This is a genomic window from Kribbella soli (assembly GCF_004331345.1).
GTDB classification, from domain to species: Bacteria; Actinomycetota; Actinomycetes; order Propionibacteriales; family Kribbellaceae; genus Kribbella; species Kribbella soli.
On the sequence record NZ_SJJZ01000002.1, the window covers coordinates 90417 to 109473 of the forward strand.

At 68.5% G+C, this 19057-nt stretch carries 18 protein-coding genes; 9 read left to right on the plus strand and 9 right to left on the minus strand.

Going from position 1 to position 19057, the window contains the following annotated elements; all coding sequences use genetic code 11:
• Positions 1-24 precede the first annotated feature (24 nt).
• Positions 25-1413, minus strand: coding sequence for an FAD-dependent oxidoreductase (locus E0H45_RS14565; RefSeq protein WP_131337878.1), 1389 nt, complete (start codon positions 1411-1413; stop codon positions 25-27).
• Between the two features lie 80 nt (positions 1414-1493).
• Here E0H45_RS14565 and E0H45_RS14570 point away from each other — a divergent pair, with 80 nt between their 5' ends.
• Genes E0H45_RS14570 through E0H45_RS14585 form a run of 4 tightly spaced genes read left to right on the plus strand, consistent with a single transcriptional unit; the run spans position 1494 to position 3701 of the window.
• Positions 1494-1862 (plus strand): ArsR/SmtB family transcription factor, encoded by a 369-nt coding sequence (locus E0H45_RS14570; protein ID WP_131337879.1) that lies wholly within the window; start codon positions 1494-1496, stop codon positions 1860-1862.
• A gap of 41 nt (positions 1863-1903) precedes the next feature.
• Positions 1904-2575, plus strand: coding sequence for an arsenate reductase/protein-tyrosine-phosphatase family protein (locus E0H45_RS14575; protein WP_131337880.1), 672 nt, complete (start codon positions 1904-1906; stop codon positions 2573-2575).
• A complete protein-coding gene (locus E0H45_RS14580) occupies positions 2572-3306 on the plus strand; it encodes an aquaporin (protein ID WP_131337881.1) in 735 nt (244 codons plus the stop codon). Before E0H45_RS14575 ends, E0H45_RS14580 begins: the two co-directional genes overlap by 4 nt.
• Positions 3303-3701: an arsenate reductase ArsC gene (locus E0H45_RS14585; RefSeq protein WP_202872343.1), complete on the plus strand. Its 399-nt coding sequence runs from the start codon at positions 3303-3305 to the stop codon at positions 3699-3701. Before E0H45_RS14580 ends, E0H45_RS14585 begins: the two co-directional genes overlap by 4 nt.
• Positions 3702-3707: 6 nt before the next feature.
• Here E0H45_RS14585 and E0H45_RS43235 read toward each other — a convergent pair whose 3' ends face one another.
• From E0H45_RS43235 to E0H45_RS14600, 3 genes are all read right to left on the minus strand, one after another.
• Entirely contained in the window at positions 3708-4445 is a 738-nt protein-coding gene (locus tag E0H45_RS43235; protein ID WP_131337882.1) for a VOC family protein, read from the minus strand.
• A 56-nt stretch (positions 4446-4501) separates the two neighbouring features.
• The gene (locus E0H45_RS14595; RefSeq protein WP_131337883.1) at positions 4502-5047 is read right to left on the minus strand and encodes a sigma-70 family RNA polymerase sigma factor; all 546 of its coding nucleotides are present in this window, start codon (positions 5045-5047) and stop codon (positions 4502-4504) included.
• Between the two features lie 116 nt (positions 5048-5163).
• Positions 5164-5733, minus strand: coding sequence for a hypothetical protein (locus tag E0H45_RS14600; RefSeq protein ID WP_202872344.1), 570 nt, complete (start codon positions 5731-5733; stop codon positions 5164-5166).
• Between the two features lie 133 nt (positions 5734-5866).
• Here E0H45_RS14600 and E0H45_RS14605 point away from each other — a divergent pair, with 133 nt between their 5' ends.
• Positions 5867-7270 carry a PepSY-associated TM helix domain-containing protein gene (locus E0H45_RS14605; protein WP_238155005.1) on the plus strand — a complete coding sequence of 468 codons (1404 nt, stop codon included), beginning with the start codon at positions 5867-5869 and terminating at the stop codon, positions 7268-7270.
• Here E0H45_RS14605 and sigJ read toward each other — a convergent pair whose 3' ends face one another.
• A complete protein-coding gene (sigJ, locus tag E0H45_RS14610; protein WP_272948999.1) occupies positions 7271-8131 on the minus strand; it encodes an RNA polymerase sigma factor SigJ in 861 nt (286 codons plus the stop codon).
• 85 nt (positions 8132-8216) lie between these two features.
• Between sigJ and E0H45_RS14615 the strand changes: the two genes are divergently transcribed.
• Genes E0H45_RS14615 through E0H45_RS14625 form a run of 3 tightly spaced genes read left to right on the plus strand, consistent with a single transcriptional unit; the run spans position 8217 to position 10698 of the window.
• The gene (locus E0H45_RS14615) at positions 8217-9446 is read left to right on the plus strand and encodes an NAD(P)/FAD-dependent oxidoreductase (protein ID WP_131337886.1); all 1230 of its coding nucleotides are present in this window, start codon (positions 8217-8219) and stop codon (positions 9444-9446) included.
• On the plus strand, positions 9400-9675 hold the full coding sequence (locus E0H45_RS14620; protein ID WP_131337887.1) for a hypothetical protein: 276 nt from the start codon (positions 9400-9402) through the stop codon (positions 9673-9675). The genes E0H45_RS14615 and E0H45_RS14620 overlap by 47 nt, the downstream gene beginning before the upstream one ends.
• An 18-nt stretch (positions 9676-9693) precedes the next feature.
• Positions 9694-10698: a LacI family DNA-binding transcriptional regulator gene (locus E0H45_RS14625; RefSeq protein ID WP_131337888.1), complete on the plus strand. Its 1005-nt coding sequence runs from the start codon at positions 9694-9696 to the stop codon at positions 10696-10698.
• Positions 10699-10721: 23 nt separating this feature from the next.
• Here E0H45_RS14625 and E0H45_RS14630 read toward each other — a convergent pair whose 3' ends face one another.
• Entirely contained in the window at positions 10722-13559 is a 2838-nt protein-coding gene (locus tag E0H45_RS14630) for an alpha-glucuronidase family glycosyl hydrolase (protein WP_131337889.1), read from the minus strand.
• Positions 13556-15823 (minus strand): family 43 glycosylhydrolase, encoded by a 2268-nt coding sequence (locus E0H45_RS14635; protein ID WP_131337890.1) that lies wholly within the window; start codon positions 15821-15823, stop codon positions 13556-13558. Before E0H45_RS14635 ends, E0H45_RS14630 begins: the two co-directional genes overlap by 4 nt.
• Positions 15824-16084: 261 nt before the next feature.
• On the opposite strand from E0H45_RS14635, the gene E0H45_RS14640 reads away from it, so the two are divergent.
• Entirely contained in the window at positions 16085-17539 is a 1455-nt protein-coding gene (locus tag E0H45_RS14640) for a GntT/GntP/DsdX family permease (protein ID WP_131337891.1), read from the plus strand.
• 94 nt (positions 17540-17633) lie between these two features.
• Here E0H45_RS14640 and E0H45_RS14645 read toward each other — a convergent pair whose 3' ends face one another.
• Together E0H45_RS14645 and E0H45_RS14650 are read right to left on the minus strand one after the other, a co-directional pair.
• Positions 17634-18620, minus strand: coding sequence for a hypothetical protein (locus tag E0H45_RS14645; RefSeq protein WP_131337892.1), 987 nt, complete (start codon positions 18618-18620; stop codon positions 17634-17636).
• Entirely contained in the window at positions 18617-18967 is a 351-nt protein-coding gene (locus E0H45_RS14650) for a PadR family transcriptional regulator (RefSeq protein WP_131337893.1), read from the minus strand. The genes E0H45_RS14645 and E0H45_RS14650 overlap by 4 nt, the downstream gene beginning before the upstream one ends.
• Between the last annotated feature and the right edge of the window lie 90 nt (positions 18968-19057).

Sequence of the window (19057 nt, forward strand, 5' to 3'; positions counted from 1 at the left end):
CGGTCGTGGTGGCGGGCGCAGACATCAGTTGCAGCAGCCGGATTGCTTGTCCTCGATCACGGTGAGCAGGCCGCCGCTGATACCGGTGGCCAGGCCGCGGCCGGTCGGTGCGGTGAGCTCGACGGCTTGCGGTGCGGGACCGCAGCAGCCGCCGGCTTCATCGGCGGATCCGCCGAACGCCAGGTTGGACGAGCAGACGCCGGTTTCGGGGAGGTCGAGCTGGACGTCGCGGGCGGCTTCCCAGTCGCCGGCGAGTGCGGCGACGACGGAGCGGGCCTGCTCGTATCCGGTGGCGAGCAGGAAGGTCGGTGCGCGGCCGTAGGACTTCGCGCCGATCGCGTAGTAGCCCGGCTCAGGGTGGGCCAGTTCGTCGACTCCGTGCGGCGGGACTGTGCCGCAGGAGTGCTGGTTCGGGTCGATCAGCGGCGCGAGGGCGCGGGTGGAGCCGAGGACCGGGTCGAGGTCGAGCCGCAGTTCCGCGACGACGTCGTGGTCCGGACGGAACCCGGTGGAGTTCACGACCGTGTCGGCGGTGACGGTCCGGTCGCCGGAGGTCAGTTCGATGCGTCCGTCCGACGTACCGACGGACTCGACACGGAACGAGCTGACCAGCTCGACCTGTCCGGACTGCACGAGCTTCTTCAGGCGCGATCCGAGCGCACCGCGGGCAGGCAGTTCGTCGGCGTCGCCACCGCCGTACGTGCGAGCCTGGTCGGTGCCGCGGACAACCCACACGATCTCGGTTCCGGGCACCTCCTCCGCGAGCCGACCGAGGTCCAGCAGGGTGGTCGCGGCGGAATGACCGGCGCCGACAACGGCGGTCCGGCGTCCGGCGTAGCGGTCGCGATGAGCGCCGAGTACGTCGGGCAGCGCGTGAGCGATGTGCTCCGCTGCGGAGGCCTCGCCGCGGGCCGGGATGCCGGAGCCGCCGAGGACGTTCGGCTTGCGCCAGGTGCCGGAGGCGTCGACCACCGACGACGCGAGCAGTTCGGTGCCGTCGGCGAGCCGGACGAGGAACGGTGCGTCCTCACGTCCGGCGGTGCGGATCCGGTCGAATCCGACGCGGGTGATCGCGACGACTTCAGCGTCGTACCGGATCTTGTCGTTGAGCTGCGGGAGCTTCGTGAGTGGTTCGAGGTAGGCGTCGATGAGGTCGCCGCCGGTCGGCAGCGTGCCGAGGTCCGGTGCGCTCCAGCCGTTGGCCTCGAGCAGCCGGCGTGCCGCGCTGTCGAGGTCGTAGCGCCATGGACTGAACAGCTTCACATGTCGCCATTCCCCGATCGCCGCCGCGACGCCCGGACCGGATTCCAGTACGACGAAGCCCAGTCCACGTTCGGCCAGATGCGCCGCCGCTGCCAGTCCGACCGGACCGGCCCCGATGACCACCACGGGCGCCGTTTGATGCTCGCTCACGATCCACTCCCTGTCTTGAAGATCATCTAATCAACGACACCCACCTTGCCTCCTGATTCGACAACAGTCAAGATAGAAGTATGTCGAAACAGGAGATCACTCTGACGCCGGTCTCCGGCGGTGCCTGCTGTACGCCGATCTCCGACGCGGCACTCGATCCGGCCGCCGCCGCCGAAGGGGCCGGGGTGTTCAAGGCGCTCGCCGACCCGATCCGGCTGCGCCTGTTGTCGATGATCACGTCGGCCGGCGGTGAGATCTGCGTGTGCGACCTGACGCCACAGTTCGCGGTCAGCGGTCCGACGATCTCGCACCACCTGAAGGTGCTCCGCGAGGCCGGACTGGTCGACTGCGAACGCCGCGGGACCTGGGTCTACTACTGGTCCGTGCCACAACGTCTGGAGTGGATCGCCACCCTCATCACGACGCCAGTGCCGGCGCCGCTGAGCTGATCGGCTTGACGCCCTGAATTAGCTCAGTGATCATTGAGTCAATGAACGCTGAGAGATCTACCCACGTGGAGCGGGCCCGGATTCATGCGGCGCTCGGTGATCCGGCGCGGCTCGCGATCGTGGACACCCTGGTGGCCGGTGACGCGGCGCCGGGTGAGCTCGGCGCGGCGCTGGAGTTGCCGACGAACCTGGTCGCCCACCACCTGAAGGTCCTGGAAGCGGCCGGTGTCGTCGCGCGCACGCGGTCCGAGGGCGACAGGCGCCGTACCTATGTGCGGCTCCGCCCTGAGGCGCTGGCGTCGATCACGACACCCGGGCTGACCGGCGCGGAGCGAGTGGTGTTCGTGTGCACGCAGAACTCGGCGCGTTCCCAGTTGGCCGCGGCGATCTGGTCGCGGCGCAGTCGGGTCCCGGCGTTGTCCGCGGGCACGCAGCCGGCGGAGCGTGTGCATCCGCGAGCCGTGAAGATCGCCCGGCGGCACGGCCTGGACCCGGCCGCGTGGCGCACAGCCCGGCTGCGAGACGTCGTACGGCGTGACGATCTGCTGATCGCGGTGTGCGACAACGCGTACGAACAGCTCGAGCACGAAACCCGGTTGCACTGGTCGATCCCCGACCCGGCCCCGGCCGACACCGACGCGTCCTTCGAAGCCGCCTATACCGAACTCACCGACCGGATCGACCGGCTGGTGGTTGCGGTGGGCAAGGGATGAGCCGGGTGTTGTGGCGGCGGGTTGTTGCGGAGGGGCTTGGGACCGGGTTGCTGGTGACGGTTGTCGTCGGTTCGGGGATCGCGGCCGCCAAGCTCTCACCCGGCGACACCGGGCTGCAGTTGCTGGAGAATTCGTTCGCGACCGCGCTCGGGCTGACTGTTCTGATCCTGATGTTCGGACCGGTGTCCGGTGCGCATTTCAACCCGGTCGTGTCGGTCGCCGATTGGTGGCTCGGCCGGCGAAACGGTGACGGCCTGAGTCTGCGGGATTTGTCTGCGTACGTCGCCGCGCAGGTCGTCGGCGCGGTCGCGGGCGCGGTGCTGGCCAACGTGATGTTCGGTCAGGCTGCGGTGTCGTGGTCGACGACGCACCGCTCCGCCGGGCACTTGTGGATCGGAGAGGCGGTCGCCACCGCAGGGCTGATCCTGCTGATCTTCTCGCTCGTCCGGTCCGGTCGCGCTGCTGTCGCACCTGCCGCTGTCGGTGCGTATATCGGCGCGGCCTACTGGTTCACCTCGTCGACGTCGTTCGCGAACCCAGCCGTGACCATCGGCCGCGCGTTCAGCGACACCTTCGCCGGGATCGCACCTGGTTCCGTTCCGGGTTTCGTGTTCTTCCAGGTGATCGGCGCGCTGGTCGGCGCCGGCCTGGTCGTCGTGCTCTACCCCGACCCAAGCGACTCCACGGAGGAGCTCGCCGTACCCCAAACCGACTCTGGAGTTGCGTCGTGAGCAAGCCTGTCGTCCTGTTCGTCTGCGTTCACAACGCGGGCCGCTCGCAAATGGCTGCCGGGTGGCTACGGCAGCTGGCCGGCGACAGCGTGGAGGTCCGCTCGGCCGGATCCGAACCGCGCGACCGGATCAACCCGACCGCGGTCGAGGCGATGCGCGAGGTCGGCATCGACATCACCGGGAACGTCCCTCAAGTGCTGCAGACCGAGGACGTCCGTGCCAGCGATGTGGTGATCACCATGGGTTGCGGCGACGCCTGCCCGATCTTCCCCGGTAAACGCTACGAGGACTGGGAACTCACCGACCCCGCCGGACAGCCGATCGAGATCGTCCGCGAGGTCCGCGACGAGATCCGCACCCGCATCGAGAAACTTGTCGCGGAACTCCAAGCCTGACGGCTCTCACCTGGGAGTGAGGAGGCAGAACTCGTTGTTCTCGGGGTCTGCCAGGACGGTCCAGGGGACGTCGCCTTGGCCGATGTCGAGGTCGGTGGCGCCGAGAGAACGCAGTCGGTCCGCCTCGGCCGCGTGGTCGTCGGTGGGGTACGGGCGGAGGTCGAGATGGATGCGGTCCAGCACGGTCTTCGGGTCGGAGGTGCGGATGAACTCGAGGTACGGCCCGACGCCCTTGGCGGAACGCAGTACGGCGGACTCATCGCCGACGTCGTGGAGGGTCCAGTCCATCGCCGACGACCAGAACCGCGCCATGGCTCGCGGGTCCGCGCAGTCCACGACGACTGCGGCGATCGGACCGGTGTCGCTGTAGATCGGCCGAGGCTCCAGCACGCAGAACTCGTTGCCCTCCGGGTCGGCGAGGACCGTCCACGGAACGTTGCCCTGGCCGATGTCGGCGGGCGTTGCGCCGAGGCTCTGGAGGCGCTCGATCAGCTCCGCCTGGTGCGCCGCGGAGGTGGTGGCGAGGTCGACGTGTACACGGTTCTTCACCGTCTTGGGCAACGGGATGGGAATGAGGTCGATGCAGACGGCGCTCGGGTCGGGATAGTTGAAGCCCTCGGGCTCGAGGTTCGTTTCCTCGGCGTTGTCGGCGGTCAGATCCCAGCCGAGCGCCTCCGCCCAGAACCTGCCGAGAGCGGAGCTGTCGTGAGCCTTCATCGAGATCTGTACCAACCGCGTCGCCATGCCGCCGATCCTAGGCCAGGCTGCCTCCCACACACCTCGGGAGGCAGCCTGGTCGATCAGGCGGTGAGGAGGTCGGCGAGGGTCGTCCGGGCTCGCGACACCCGGGAGCGGACGGTGCCGATCGGGCAGCCGAGCCGGGCGGCCGTCTGGGCGTAGGGCACGCCGGCGAGCTGGGTGAGGACGAAGACCTCGCGGCGATCGCCGGGGATCTTGTCGAGCAGGTCGGTCAGGGCGATGCCGTCCTCGAAGCCGGGGAGGTCCCGCGGCTGGCTCTGTTCGGCCGCGCGCTGCCAGTCGTGTTCGGAGATCCGCGGGCGTGCGGCCTTGCGGCGCAGGTCGTCGGCGACGGTACGCCGGGCGATGGACAGCAGCCACGTCCGCGCCGACGACCGTCCCTCGAACCGGTGCAGGCTTTGCAGCGCCCGCAGGAACGTTTCCTGGGTGAGGTCGTCGGCCGAGTGCGGATCGGCGCTCAGGTGTGCGACATAGCGCCGTACGTCGTGGTGCAGCGCGCGGACGAAGTTGTCGAGGGCAACGAGATCACCGTTGCGTGCGGCGATCGCCAACTGTGTCGATCGGTCGTCGATCAAGGCAGAAGCCATGGATTGAGTCCTTCTGAAGATCCGGCGGCGCGTGGGAACGCGACGCCGGTGAGCGGAGGCCTGCCGGATGGCATGGCGGATCCCCGGACGGCGAACGCCCGGGGCGGATCGTGCTGTCAGAAAGCAGCGATTCCGCTCGGTGGACCTCTGGAGGTGATGGCGTGAACAAGCAGCAGGTCGTCGTACGGCGTGGGGGAGTGAGCGGGCCGGAGGCGTGGCCGGTGCGCGGTGACCTGTGGACGCGCGAACGGCCGCAACGGCAGCAGGATCAGGCGGGCGACGGATCGCAGTACGGCGAACGCCGCCCGCTCCCCGTACGCGAGCCACAGACCGCACAGGAGCGCCGCAAGCAGGTGGGCGCCGAGCATGCCGAGTGACGACGTACCGGTCATGTGATGGCCCGCGCCGGTGTGCATCGCGTGCGGGATCGCCATCGACTGCGCGAGCGAGAACACCAGGTGCAGCGCGCCCTGCGCCACCAGCGTGCTCAGGACGACGAACGGTACGCCGCGCTCCCGGTCGGCGACGATCCACGCGGTGCCGCCGATCCAGCCGAAGCCCATCGGTATCGCCCACCACGGGAGAACCGCGCCGGACATCAGGACGTGCCCGAGGGCGGCGAGCAGCACGCAGGTGACCGCGAACATCGCGGCCCGCGTCCCTCGAAACCCCCAGGTCTGCTGCATGGCCGAACCATGGTCGCATCCCGCTCGGACAGGCCCTCCGGCCGCATCTGTGTCGCACGCCACATCGGACGGGTGGAACTGATCGCTCGGGCCAACCGACTCCTGTTGTGGACCGTGCGGAGAAGGAGTGGACGTGAGCGCAGTACTGGAGGCCCCTGCGAAGCCGGACAACGGTGCGCGGCCCGGCGGCACCGGGTTGTTCCGGGCGTTCTGGCGATGGCATTTCTACGCCAGCTTCCTGGTGATCCCGGTCCTGCTGATCCTCGCCGCGACGGGCCTGATCTACCTGTTCCGCTTCCAGATCGAACCGGTTCTGCACGCCGATGTGATGAAGGTCGACCAGCCGGCGGGCCTGGTCGCGCAGCCGTACGAGACCCAGCTCGACGAGGTACGCCAGGCGTTCCCCGATGCGACTGTGGTCTCGATGACCGAGCCGTCTGCGCCGGACCGCTCGACGGTGTTCTCCGTCGACACTGCGGCTGGGCCTCGGGACGTGTTCGTCGATCCGTACGAAGGCAAGGTGCTGGGTTCGCTCAACCCGGACACGACGCTGTCGGGCGCCGCGATCCTGCTGCACGGCGAATTGATGGCCGGCCGCTGGGGCGATTACGTCATCGAGATCGCTGCCTGCTGGGCGATCGTGATGGCGCTGACCGGCTACTACCTGTTCATCCGGGGACGGGTCGCGCGAGCGCGCCGACGGGCCGCTGGTGCGGCAGGCGCTGTACTGCGCTCACGGCACGGCCGTACCGGCGCGGTCCTCGGTCTCGGGCTGCTCTTCTTGATTGTGTCGGGTCTACCGTGGACCGGGGTCTGGGGTGCGAAGACCCAGGAGCTCGCGACCCATCAAGGTACGTCGTTCTGGGGCGAGGATCCCGGTGCGTTGTCGAACCCGACCTCGACCTTGGACGAGTCGCTCCCGCATAGCCACTCGGTGCCGTGGGGTCTGGGCAAGACCGAAGTACCACGGTCGAACCCGGCCGACGGGAAACGGTCGGTGGCCACCGTCGACACCGCGATCGAGGTCGGTCAGCGCAACGGGCTGCGCCGCCCGATGACGATCGCGTTGCCTGCGGACGACGAGGGCGTCTTCTCGGCGATCGGGTACGCGTTCAACGACCCCGGCAAGGAGCGCACGCTGCACGTCGACCGGTACGGCGGCCGCGTGGTGTCGACGTACGGCTACAGCGACTACCCGGCCCTGGCGAAGGTCGTTGCCCAGGGCATCGCGCTGCACGAGGGCAGGCGCCTGGGCACGCTCAACCTCTGGCTGACCACGATCTTCTGCCTCGGCGTGATCTTCATGTGCGTCACCGGACCGCTGATGTGGTGGCGCCGCCGCCCCAAGAACAAGTCCCTCGGCGCACCCCGCGGCCGACTCCCACTCCGCGCAACCCCCGCCCTGGCCGTCCTCGTCACCGCCCTCGCCATCGTCCTACCCCTGTTCGGCCTCACATTGGCCGCCGTACTCCTCCTCGACCAACTCCTGCTCCGCCGAGTCCCACGACTCAGGACCTGGTTCAACACCGCGAACTAGTCAGGTCCAGGGGTGGAGTTTGGTGGGGTTTCGGATGGCCCAGATTCGTTTGATCTGGGTGGGTGTGGTTTCGAAGGCGTAGACGGTGACGGTGGTGCCGTCTTGCTGGGCTACCAGGCCGGGCTGTCCGTTGACTGTGCGTTCCAGGAAGGCCAGCGCGGGCAGCTTGTCGGCGAAGGTCGTCAGGGCACGGACGATTTGTTCGGCGCCGGTGAGTGAGCGGAGGAACGCGGGGGCCTGGCCGCCGGTGTCCGCGGTCGCGGTGGCATCGGGGTCCAGGAGACCGATGAGAGTCTCGATGTCCCGGTTCTCCCAGGCCTGCTTGAAGTCCCGGACGATCTGCGACTGCACGGGCGCGGGCTCCTGCGCCGTCCGGATCCGGCGGCGGGCCGACGACGCCAGCTGACGGCAGGCGGCGGGAGTGCGGCCGACGATGTCGGCGACTTCGGCGAACGGATAACGGAAGACGTCGTGCAGGATGAACGCGACCCGCTCGGCCGGCGTCATCGCTTCCAGTACGACGAGGAACGCCATGCTGACCGATTCGTCGAGCGTGATGCGGTCGGCCGGGTCCGCGGTGGTCCACTCGGACGGTTCGGGTACCGGTTCGGGGATCCACTCCCCGACGTACGTCTCCCGCCGAACGCGCGCCGACGAGAGCACAGTCAGACAGATGCGGCTGGCAACCTTCGTCAGCCAGGCGCCGGGGGAGACGATCGCGTCGCGCTGCCGCGGGGACAGCGCGTACCACCGGGCGTAGGCCTCCTGCACGACGTCCTCGGCGTCGGCCAGGGAGCCCAGCAGCCGGTACGCGAGATTGAGCAGTTGCCGTCGTTCGTCCATGACTACCTGACTGAACAGCGTCGTGAAATGTGAGGTCGCCTGACGTTTCGCGACCCTACCTGGTCTTCCTTGGTGAGGCATCCACGAAGGAAGGAAGTTCGCAATGTCCGAGCACCACAAGGTCGTCGTCATCGGCGGCGGGTACGCCGGAACGCTCGCGGCCAACCGTTTGCGGCAGCGCGCCGACGTCGAGGTCACTCTCGTCAACCCGCGCCCGCAGTTCGTCGAACGCATTCGGCTGCATCAGTTCGTGGCTCGTACCGGCGACGCCACGCTCGACTACGACACCCTCCTCGGCGAGGGAATCTCGTTGGTCGTCGACAGCGTCACGCGGATCGACACTGGCGCGCGCAAGGTGCACCTGGAGTCGGGGCGGGCGCTGGAGTACGACTACGCCATCTATGCGGTAGGGAGCAAGGCGGCAGTTCCTGATGCGATTCCTGGTGCGGCGGAGTACGCCTTCGACATTGCCGAGTTCGAGGCGGCGCAGCGGTTGCGGTCAAGGTTGGACGACCTGCCGCGCGATGCGCCGATCACGGTGGTCGGCGGCGGGTTCACGGGCATCGAAACGGCGGCCGAACTGGCCGAGCAGGGGCGTTCTGTCACGCTGGTCTGTGGCGGTGCTTTAGCGTCCACTTTGAGCGCCAAGGGTCGCCGGTACGTCGCGAAGTGGCTCTCCCGCCACGATGTCGCCGTACTCGAGAACACGCCGGTGACGGCGGTTCGCGCGGACGGGGTTGTCCTCGCCGGTGGTGGCGTGCGGGGGAGTGCGTTGACTGTTTGGACGGCCGGGTTCGGGGTGCCGGAGCTGGCGGCGGCGAGTGGGCTGCGTACAGATGCTCTTGGGCGGTTGCTGACGGACGAGACGCTGACGAGTGTTGACGACTCGCGGATCGTGGCGGCAGGTGATGCGGTCGCTCCTTCGGGGCAGGCGTTGCGGATGAGTACGTACGCCGCTGGTCCGCTCGGCGCCCAGGCCGCCAACACTGTGCTCAGCCGGGTCGCCGGGGCCGAACCGGCTGCGCTCGATCTGGCGTTCACCGGGGCGTGCGTCAGCCTCGGCCGGCACGCGGGCATCCGGCAGCTCGCGCGCAAGGACGATTCCGCCGTGAACCTCTACATCGCCGGCCGCTTGGGCGCGCTGGTGAAGGAAACAGCGTGCAGATTCGTCATCGAGAAGCGAATCCGCCGCGAGGCCCGCGACCCAGGCTCCATGACCTGGCCCAAGGCCGGCCCACGCCCTTCTCGTGGTGGACCCGGATCGTCTTATGCCGCACGATCGGGGTATGACGAGCTTCGAGAACGATCGGGAAACCCTGAGAGCGCTCGCTGACGACGGCAACGAGCGAGCCCTGGACCGGCTCGCCGACCTGGCCGAGGCGCGCGGCGACGTACAGGAGTTGAGCGATCTGCTGGACGAGGGTTGCCTGCACGCGGGTGAGCTCCTGACGCGCAGGGCGGCGGCCGCGCGTGATCTCCTCGAGCTGCAACGCATCGCGGACGCCGGGTACGACGAGGCGAGCGACGTGCTCGACCGGCTGCTGACCGATGAGCCTGACTGATCCAAGTATCGTGGCGGTATGAGTGCGCAGCGGCGGCCGACGATGTACGACGTGGCTGCGCTGGCCGGGGTGTCGCATCAGACGGTGTCGCGGTATCTGCGGTCCGATCCGACCGTGGGGCCGGACACGTCGGTGCGGATCAAGGCCGCGGTCGACGAACTGGGGTACCGGCCGAATCTGATGGCGCGGGCGATGCGGACGCGCAGTACCGGGGCGGTCGCGATCATCCTGCCGGGGTGGACCGGACCGGAGCGGACCGTCGCCGCGGCGTGCGAGGAGGCGCAGCGGCTCGGGTACCAGGTGGAGATCGTGATCGGGGTCGACGAGGACCCGGCCGAGCTGAGCCGGCTGGCGGACGAGATCCTGGCGCGCGGTCAGGTCGACGGCGTGCTGTCGGTGACGCCGTTGACGGTCGACACGCACAGTGCGGGTGTCGTCGTACAGACCGCCGAGTTCGACCACCGGCTGCGCGCTGTCGAGGCGGTGGCGGCGGACGAGGCGACGATGGAAGAGATTCTGGAGAAGCTGGCGGAGCTCGGGCATCGCGACTTCTTCCATGCGGCGGGGCCGCAGGACTGGCGGTCGGCGCAGCTCCGTAAGTCCGGGTATCTGAAGGCGTGTGAGCGGCTGGGGCTGCGGTCGCACGGCGTGTACGACGGTCCTTGGCATCCCGATACGGGTGTTGAGGCAGTGCAGTCGCTGCCTGACGACACGCCTGTCACGGCGGTGGTTGCGGCGAGCGATCACATCGCGGTCGGGGTGATGCACGCGGCGTTCCGGCGGGGGTGGCGGGTGCCGGAGGATCTGAGCGTCACCGGATGGGACGACCTGACCCTCGTGCGCTACGGAACGCCGGCGTTGTCGACGGTCCGCGTGGACCGCGAGACCTCGGGCCGGCACGGGATGCGGCGCCTGATCGCAGCAATCCGCAACGAACCCGAACCAGACCCCCTCCCCGCAGCTCCCACCGAAATCATGTTCCGCGAAACCACAGTCCCACCCCGCCACCCACCGTCCGCCTGACCCGTCGGCTGGTGGCGGTGGGGTCAGGTGAGGACCAGGGCGCCCAGGTGCCAGAAGCGGTCGGGTTCACTGTCGAGGATCAGGTCTGCGGTGCGGCCGGTGGGGCCGCCGTCGAGGTCGGCGTGCAGCCACGTGAAGATGCCGCCGGGAAGATCGGTGGACGTGGCAAGGACTTTGTTGCCCTCGGCGATGATCGTCGGAGGGCAGTCCGGACCGCCGTCGCCGACGAGCGCCGATAGTCGGACCGGACCGGGTGGCAGCGTGATCCGCAGCGTACGCGCAGGATAGTCACCGCAGAAGTCCCGCCGAAGCGCATCCCACGTACTGCCGCGATCGCGACCCTGCGGCGCCGTACCGACCCAGCCGTAGCCCCGGGTCGTGTCCCAGGTAGTGCTGGGGGAGACCCGCGCATAGCCCGTCACCAGCGGACTGTCTGCGGTCCCAATGTCCAACGCGAGATGGCACTGCGCAGCGTCCGGCGTGACGACGAACGTCTGGTTCCGCGAACTCAACGCCATCTGCGCCGGAGCGATGTCGATCGCCAGCTCGAAATGATCGGCGATCAGCGGCGGAGTCACCGGCAGCGCGACAGTCGCCGCCGCCCCCGCCCCGACGGTCGCACTCGCCGCACCAACCTGCCAGCCCGAATCCACCGGATGCACAGCCGCGGTAATCGACCGCTCCGAGCTAGAAGCGTTGGTGACCTCGACAGCGAGACTGTTGGCACGTCCACCGAACAGAAGTTGCCCGCTCGGATACGCGAGCTGCAACCATCCCGTACCGGTCGGCACGATCCGCGAAAACCCATAGAAGTACGAGACAATCGTGTCACGCCAGCGCTCCGCCTCGATGACATGGGCGTCGAACGTTGCCGCGATATCGGCGTACCGCGCCTGATCCACCCGCCCCGCCAGCCGGCCCCACGCACGCCGGAACTCCACCACCCGCTCATATCCGTCGAAGTGGCTGTCGTAGATGTGCTGGATCATGGTCTTCCCCGAGCGCAGCCGATGCGTGTACGGCACCCAGTGCATGAACAGCAGCAGCTCATCCGGGCAGTTCGCCAGCGAACCGTAGATGTCCTGCCAATGCTCGGCGTACAGCCCGGTGAATCCGCTACCAGTCGCAGCGGTCCGGTCGAACCCCGTCCCCTCGGCGGTGGTGTGGTGCGACAGGTTCTGCGTGGTGGTCGGCGCCGGCGCGAAGTGCGAGCCGAGCGGGTACGTGAGGTAGCCCATGCCGAGCGGCGACGTGTAGCTCTCGTACGTCGACCACGACCGCAACATGATTGCCTTGAGCACCGACACGACCTGGCGATCGCCGCCGAACGTGAGCTCGATCCAATCCGTGACGATCTCGTCGGCGGACAGCTTCGGGTTCCACGCCAGCCGCGCGAATCCGTGGGTGTTGGCCGCGCCGAGCTGATAGCCGGTCCAGTCCCGGTCGTCACCGAGGTTGACCACACCGGCCATGCCGACGTTCTCCTGGTCGTACGCGAGTCCGGTGACGATGTCCGCGACGGTCGGACCGCTGCCGGTCCCGGTGTGGGTCTGGAAACCGAGGATCGACTTCCACTCCGGCACGAGGTAGCACAGGTGTGTCGAGTGCCCCGTGTACTCCTGCGTGACCTGCAGCTCGATCATCTGGTTGGTTCGCGGCAAGCCGCCGAACAGCGGGTTGACCGGCTCCCGGACCTGGAAGTCGATCGGCCCGTTCTTCGTCTGTACGACGGCGTTCGCGTGGAACTGCCCGTCGAGCGGATGGAACACCCGGTACTCGTACTCCGCCCAGTCGTCGAACCCCTCGTGCACGAAGGATCTCCAGACCAGCTTCCCGTCGTACGCCGCGAGCCGGTCGGCCAGCATGTTGGCGCCTTCGGCATGCGTACGCCCGTAGTCGAGCGGCCCGGGCTGTCCCTCGGAGTTCGCCTTCACCAGGAACCCGCCGAAGTCCGGGATGAGCCGGTAGATCTCGTCGATCTTGTCCTGCCACCACTGCTGGACCCGCGTGTCGAGCGGATCGGCGACGGTGATCGGCGACGGCTGATCCGCGGTGAGCGTGATCGGCGCGGCGTAGTTGGCCGACAACCACAGCCGCACACCCCACGACCGCAGTACGCCGGCTAGCGCTGCTAGACCCGGCAGTCGCTCCGAGCGGAGGAACTCGGCGCTGGCGTTGACGTTGTTGATGACGGTGTGGTTGATCCCGACCGAGGCGAGGAGCCGTGCGTAGTCGACGTACCGCTCGCGGAGTCCCGGGAGCTCGTCCCAGACGAAGATCGACTTGCCGGCGTAGCCGCGTTCGATGCTGCGGTTCAGGTTGTCCCAGTGATTGAGCATGCGCAGCGGTGACGCGGGGCGGTCGGTCAGGTCGAGCCGCTCGAGCGGACGCTGCCGCTGCAGTTGCTGCAGGAACCGGAACGCGCCGTAGAGCGCTCCCCGCTCTCCCGCCCCGGTGATCTCGACCCGATCCGTACGGCGCTTGATCGTGAATCCCTCCGGGCCGAGGGTGTTGTCGACCTTGGTACCGACGACCACGGCGCTCTTGCCGATCTGGTCGCGCACCGGTATCGAACGCCCGAGTAGCCCGGACAGCCCGCGGGCCAACTCGGCGCCCGCGGACCGCAGTACGACGTGGTTGCCCTGCACAACGATGTGCGTGAACGCGTCGCGGTAGCGCGACAGTAGGTTGCTGTCGGCCACGAGGTGGTAGCGCAGCCAGAGGTCGTAGCCGTCTTCATTGGGAGGTACGGCGAATGCACTGGATGCTGAACGGGGCAGCAAACCGGCGGCGAGCGCCCCGGCTGCGCCGCTGGCGAGCAGGGTCCGGCGAGTGATCGGGTGCTTCTGCGGCCCCGTCATGACTCGTACGTCCGCACGTAGTCGAACCGGGCCGTGCTGCCGGTGCCGCCCATGGAGATGAGGCCGAGCTTGAGCGGTCCGGCGTCGGCGGGCAGGTACCAGTAGCTGCCCCACTGCCAGTGCCGGCCGTCGAGGCTGGTGGCGGCCTGGAACAGATGCTCACCGGTGCCCGGCTGCGTGGTGTGGCGCAGCCGCAGCCACATCGTGTCGGCGCTCGGCCCGAGCTGAATCGCCTCTGGCCAAGGACTCGCGTCCGCTCCGGGCCACAGGAAGGCCTGCCGTACGGCGCCTGTGCGGGTCGGGGCGAGCTGCAGCGACTGTGTTCGCGATGCCCAAGCGATCAGTCCGGCGCGGGCGTTGCCGGTGCTGCCCTGGAACGGCAAGGACACGCGCGTCTCGACGGTGTAGTCGCCTTGCGGTGCATCACGCAGGAGGACGGTGGCGAGGTTGTCCTTCTTGCTCAGATCGGTGGCCTGGGTGTCCCAGACCAGCTGACCGTTCTCGAGGTGACCCTGGTTGGCGCCGGTCCACTGCCACTGGGAGTCTGCACCGTTGAACTCGTCGCTGAACGCAGAGAGCGCTCTACCGACGTGCGGATCCGGGACCTTCCGCGAGACCGGCTGATAGAGCTTGGTCATCCCAACGTTGTCGCCCTGCGCCGCCCCCGCCAGACCGACCTGCGCCGGCCCAGCCAACCCGTTGGCCAAGCGCACGTTGAGCTCACCCAACGGGTTGTCGCCGAGTGCCGGCGCGACCTGGATCGTGGCCCGGTCACCGCGTACCTCGACGCTCACGGAGTGCCAGGTGTCGTACCGGAAACCCTGGTAGAGAGCGCTCTCTGAGTTGCTGACGAGTCTCCCGCCGACGCGCTGCTCCACACGGAGCGAGCCGCGCTCCGGGTCGAGCCAGGCGACGGAGTAGTTCCGCGGCGAGTGATAGGCGAAGACCAGCCCCGCCTTGCCGGCCGACGTACGGAGGTCGGCTTCGACACGGTAGTCGGCTGGTCCGCTCGTACGGCTGACCAGCAACGACGAGGCGCCGGCGGATTCGGCGTACCCGCCGCTCGACGCGTCCTGCCCGACCGTCCATTCGCCCGCGAGCGCGCGCCAGTCCGACAAGTCGGTGGACTCGTTGAAGGAACTGGGGACCGTCGAGGTTGCCGCGGGTGCAGGCTGCGGCTGGTCGGAGGTCCATTCCCCGGCGCGCACCGTCGGCCAGCCGCCGATCCAGTCGAGGCGATCCATCGACTGCGGACGGCCGCCCCACGTGTGGTCGGCGCGGATGTCGGAGTTGACGAGGTTCCACTGCTGCCCGGAGCGGTCCACCGTGACGGCGTTGTGTCCAGTGGCAGAGAGCGAGTTCCCGTTGAAGGAGTTCACGATCGTTCCGCCTGGTTGCGCGGCGGTCAGTGACACGCCGTTCTCGTCGACGAACGGGCCAGTGGGGGAGGCGGAGCGCCCGACCAGCACCGGATACCCGCCGCCTCCGACGTCGCCCATGCAGCAGCCGTAGCCGGAGTAGAACAGGTAGTACCAAGGCCCGCGCTTCGTCACCCACGTGCCCTCGCCACGCTCTCCGGCGACGACCTGCTGCGACGCACCGACCGTAGTGCGGCCATCGGGCGACAGCCGTACGACGTGTAGCCCGCCGCGGCGGAACGAGCCGTAGTAGAGGTACTTCGTGCCGTCGTCGTCGATGAACATCATCGGGTCGATCTCCATCACCTCGCTGTCGGCGACGAAGTCCACGACCGGGTGACCGATGTCCTTCCACGGCCCGGCCGGCGACGACGAGATCGCGAGCCCGATCGCGGCGCCGAGCGGCGTGGAGCTCGGCGCGGAGTAGTACATGTAGTACTGGCCGTCGACGTACCGGACGTCCGGCGCCCAGTACCCCTTCTGCGGCCAGGGGGCCCACTCAGGATGGTTCTCGGCGCTGAACGCGTCGCCGAGGAACTCCCAGTGCACGAGATCGGTGGAGCGCACCATCGGGATCAGGTGCTGCGGGCCGCCGTTGTCCGCGTTCTCGCGGGTCAGGCTCGTGTTGGTGGCGTACGAGTACCAGGCGCCGTCCTTGGCGCGGATCAACCCGACGTCGGAGAACGCCTGGGCGATGTCGCTCATCAACGGATTGTTGTAGGTGGCAACGGGTTTCGCGGACGTGGCGCCGACCGGTGGCGACCCGGCGACGGTGATCAGCGCGAGGGTGATCAGCAACGCCACCAGGCCGGTGCGGATCGGGCGGAACGAGGGAGTTCGAGGCATGACGGCGGGTCCTCACTGGGCGGGGAGGTCACACGGCGATCAGTGCTGCCCCGCGACGGCGTCACGGAGCCGGGTTATCGATCACCCAGACAGTAAGTGATCGATAATTCGACCGCAAGACCTCGAGTTCGCGCGCTCTGTCTCGGTCGCGAATCGCTCGCCGCGCAGGCGGTCGTCGGAATCCGCGGCGCGGTGGGACACTGCGAAAAGAGGGGCGTCTGCGGCGGTCAGGTTCTAGTGGCGTCCGGGGAGCGGTGAAGCATGAGTCTTGCTTACGAAGCCGGTCTGGTTCCGCTGGTGGCCGAGGCGGACGTAAACGCGCCGTGGAACGGGCATGACACCCGGGTGCTGATCGTTGCGGTGTTGGGGATCGCGCTGATTGTGACGCTGATCGTGGCGTTCAAGGTGCATGCGTTCCTGTCGCTCACGATCGGGGCGCTGTTCGTCGGCGTCGCGTCCGGGATCGGCGCCGGAGCGGTCACGAAGTCGTACGAGATCGGCGTCGGCAGTGTCCTCGGGTACGTCGGCGTACTGATCGCTCTCGGCGCGATGGTGGGCAAGCTGCTCGCCGACTCGGGCGGCGCGGATCAGGTGGTCGACACGATCCTGCGCGGCAGAACCGGCGCGCTCCCGTGGAAGATGGCGCTGATCGCCTTCATCATCGGTATCCCGATGTTCTTCGAGATCGGCCTCGTACTGCTGATTCCCGTGGTGGTCCTGGCGGTACGGCGTACCGGCGCGCGAGCCATGCTGCTCGGGATCCCGGCGCTCGCGGGCCTGTCCGTCCTGCACGGTTTCGTACCGCCGCACCCGGGGCCGTTGGCCGCGATCGGCGTACTCGGGGGCAACGTGGGCATCACGTTGGCGCTGGGTCTGCTGGTGGCGATTCCGACGGTGATCGTCGCCGGGCCGCTGTTCGGGCGGCTCGCGGCGAAATGGGTCCCGATCGGGGCCGCGGGAGCGGCGCTCGAGGTCGCCGAAGGGCACCACGAGATCGAAGGCGAACACAGCACACCGCAGGACGCCCCGCCAGGTACGGTCCGGACCCGGACACCGAGCTTCACCGCGACGATCGTGACGGTCCTGCTCCCGGTGGCGCTGATGCTGCTCAAGGCTGCGTCCGACATCTGGATGAGCAAGGAGAACGCGCTCTATCCGGTTCTCCAGTTCATCGGCGACCCGGTCGTCGCGCTGTTGATCGCCGTACTGGTCGCGATGTTCACCTTCGGCACGGCGGTGGGCTTCGGCATCCCGGAGCTGAGCCGAAAGATCGGAGAGAGCCTTCTCCCGATTTCCGGCGTGATGCTGATCGTCGGCGCCGGCGGCGGTTTCAAGCAGGTCCTCGTCGACGGCGGGACCGGTACGGCGATCGCCAAGATCGCCATCGCGGCGAACGTGTCGGCGCTGCTGCTCGGTTGGATCGTCGCGGTCCTGATCCGGCTGGCGACCGGCTCAGCGACGGTCGCGACGGTGACCGCGGCCGGTATCGTCGCGCCGCTCGCGACCGGCGAGAGTACGACGTATCTCGCGCTGGTGGTGCTGGCGATCGGCGCCGGTTCGCTGTTCTTCTCGCACGTCAACGACGCCGGCTTCTGGCTGGTCAAGGAGTACTTCGGCATGACCGTTGGCGAGACCATCAAGACCTGGTCGGTGATGGAGACCCTGATCTCGGTGATGGGCCTGGCCATGACGTTGCTCCTGTCGACCTTCATCTAGCACGACGATCCGAGCGTCCGCCGACTCCGCAAGACGTTCGGCTGGGGCTCGCCGCGGGTGCCTGCCACGAGCTCCGCAGCTCGACCGATCCACGCTATCCCTGGGACTTCGTGGTCATGCGCCTGAAGGTCTCAGGCTGACGGTGCCGGCTGATCCGGACCACGATCAGCCCGGCGAGCAACGCGGCCACGATCACGAGGGCCAGCAGAAGCGGGCCGCCGACCGGCACGGCCCCCGCGCTGAGAGCCGTCGGAGCGAGAGCGAACAAGAGCAGCCAGGGCGCCGAGTTCACCGCGAGTGCGGCTCCCCAGACCCGGTGACCCGCGATCAGCAGGACGGTGGCGAGCACGATCAGGCCGGTGCCCAGCAGGATTCCGAGGCCGATCCGCAGCGCGACCTGGTCAGGCAGGCGGTAGTAGAACCATGGCTCGGGTCCGAGTGACGGTGCGAGTATCAGCATCGCGGCGATGGTCGGACCCGCCGCCAGCAGCGTGAACAGGCCGCGGGATCTGCTGCGGGGTGGCAGCGGTTCACCGGCCGCGGCGAGGGCGCCGACCATGGTGACGAAGGCGAGGATGCCGCCTGGCGGCCGGGTGAAGCCGTAGCCGTGCGCGAACTGCGCGATCGGCGGCGCCATGATCGCGAACGCGCTCAGCGCACTGAAGGCCGCGAGCCATCGTGCCGAAGCCGCCCGACCGAGGACCATCGCGATCGCGGCGAGCAGCCCGGCGAGGAAGCAGATCGATCCGGTGGTCACGTTGCCGATCGGCGAGCCCTCCATACTCGTCCGCGGATCCCACGGCGCCCACTCGCCGAAGACCAGGAAGGTGCTGCTGATCGCGGCCAGCAGGGTCACCGCGATCACCGACACACGGCTGCGGATCCCCTGGACCAGGGTGGGCGGACCTGCCTGGGTCAGGCGGAGCCGAGCGGCGTGGGCGGCCAGATTGAGCAGATCCCTGAAGTCGGCGCGGCCGCGGGCCTCGGCGGAGTCAAGCAAGAGGCCGAGAGCCTCTTCCCCGTGCTGGTCGCGCCACCAGCGCGGGTAGCACTTCAGTACTGCGCGATACAGGGCGCTCACGCGACACCACCTCCGGCCGCGGGACCCAGCCGGAGTCGGAGCCTGCGGAGAGCCTGGTCGGCGTTGGACTGAAGGCGAGCTGCCTCGGTGGCCAGCGCCTCGGCGCCGGCGTCGGTGAGTTCGTAGTACCGGCGGAGGCGGCCGTCGACGATCTCCTCGCCGGCTGGGCGGACCAGCCCTTCGTCGCGGAGGCGGTCGAGGGCGGCGTACAGGGTGCCCGGGCGGAGGGTGACGCGGCCGCTGGACAGGCCTGCCACTTCGCTGATCACCGCGTAGCCGTGTTTGCGACCGTCGGCGAGGGCGGCCAGGACGAGGAACGTCGGCTCGCGCATCTCGGATGAGGACATGACCGCGACCATAGTCTGCTCATCGGTATATATCAACCAGTGAGTCATTGCATCGAAGGATTCCCCTGATTCGGGGCGTGACTGCTTCCG

Bases quoted from the DNA above. Each gene is read 5' to 3' on its own strand.
- E0H45_RS14575 (WP_131337880.1), top strand. From the start codon at position 1,904: ATGAACGCTGAGAGATCTACCCACGTGGAGCGGGCCCGGATTCATGCG.
- E0H45_RS14650 (WP_131337893.1), bottom strand. From the start codon at position 18,967: ATGTCCTCATCCGAGATGCGCGAGCCGACGTTCCTCGTCCTGGCCGCC.
- E0H45_RS14600 (WP_202872344.1), bottom strand. From the start codon at position 5,733: ATGCAGCAGACCTGGGGGTTTCGAGGGACGCGGGCCGCGATGTTCGCG.
- E0H45_RS14595 (WP_131337883.1), bottom strand. From the start codon at position 5,047: ATGGCTTCTGCCTTGATCGACGACCGATCGACACAGTTGGCGATCGCC.
- E0H45_RS14580 (WP_131337881.1), top strand. From the start codon at position 2,572: ATGAGCCGGGTGTTGTGGCGGCGGGTTGTTGCGGAGGGGCTTGGGACC.
- E0H45_RS14615 (WP_131337886.1), top strand. From the start codon at position 8,217: ATGTCCGAGCACCACAAGGTCGTCGTCATCGGCGGCGGGTACGCCGGA.
- E0H45_RS14630 (WP_131337889.1), bottom strand. From the start codon at position 13,559: ATGACGGGGCCGCAGAAGCACCCGATCACTCGCCGGACCCTGCTCGCC.
- E0H45_RS43235 (WP_131337882.1), bottom strand. From the start codon at position 4,445: ATGGCGACGCGGTTGGTACAGATCTCGATGAAGGCTCACGACAGCTCC.
- E0H45_RS14620 (WP_131337887.1), top strand. From the start codon at position 9,400: ATGACGAGCTTCGAGAACGATCGGGAAACCCTGAGAGCGCTCGCTGAC.
- E0H45_RS14570 (WP_131337879.1), top strand. From the start codon at position 1,494: ATGTCGAAACAGGAGATCACTCTGACGCCGGTCTCCGGCGGTGCCTGC.
- E0H45_RS14625 (WP_131337888.1), top strand. From the start codon at position 9,694: ATGAGTGCGCAGCGGCGGCCGACGATGTACGACGTGGCTGCGCTGGCC.
- E0H45_RS14640 (WP_131337891.1), top strand. From the start codon at position 16,085: ATGAGTCTTGCTTACGAAGCCGGTCTGGTTCCGCTGGTGGCCGAGGCG.
- E0H45_RS14635 (WP_131337890.1), bottom strand. From the start codon at position 15,823: ATGCCTCGAACTCCCTCGTTCCGCCCGATCCGCACCGGCCTGGTGGCG.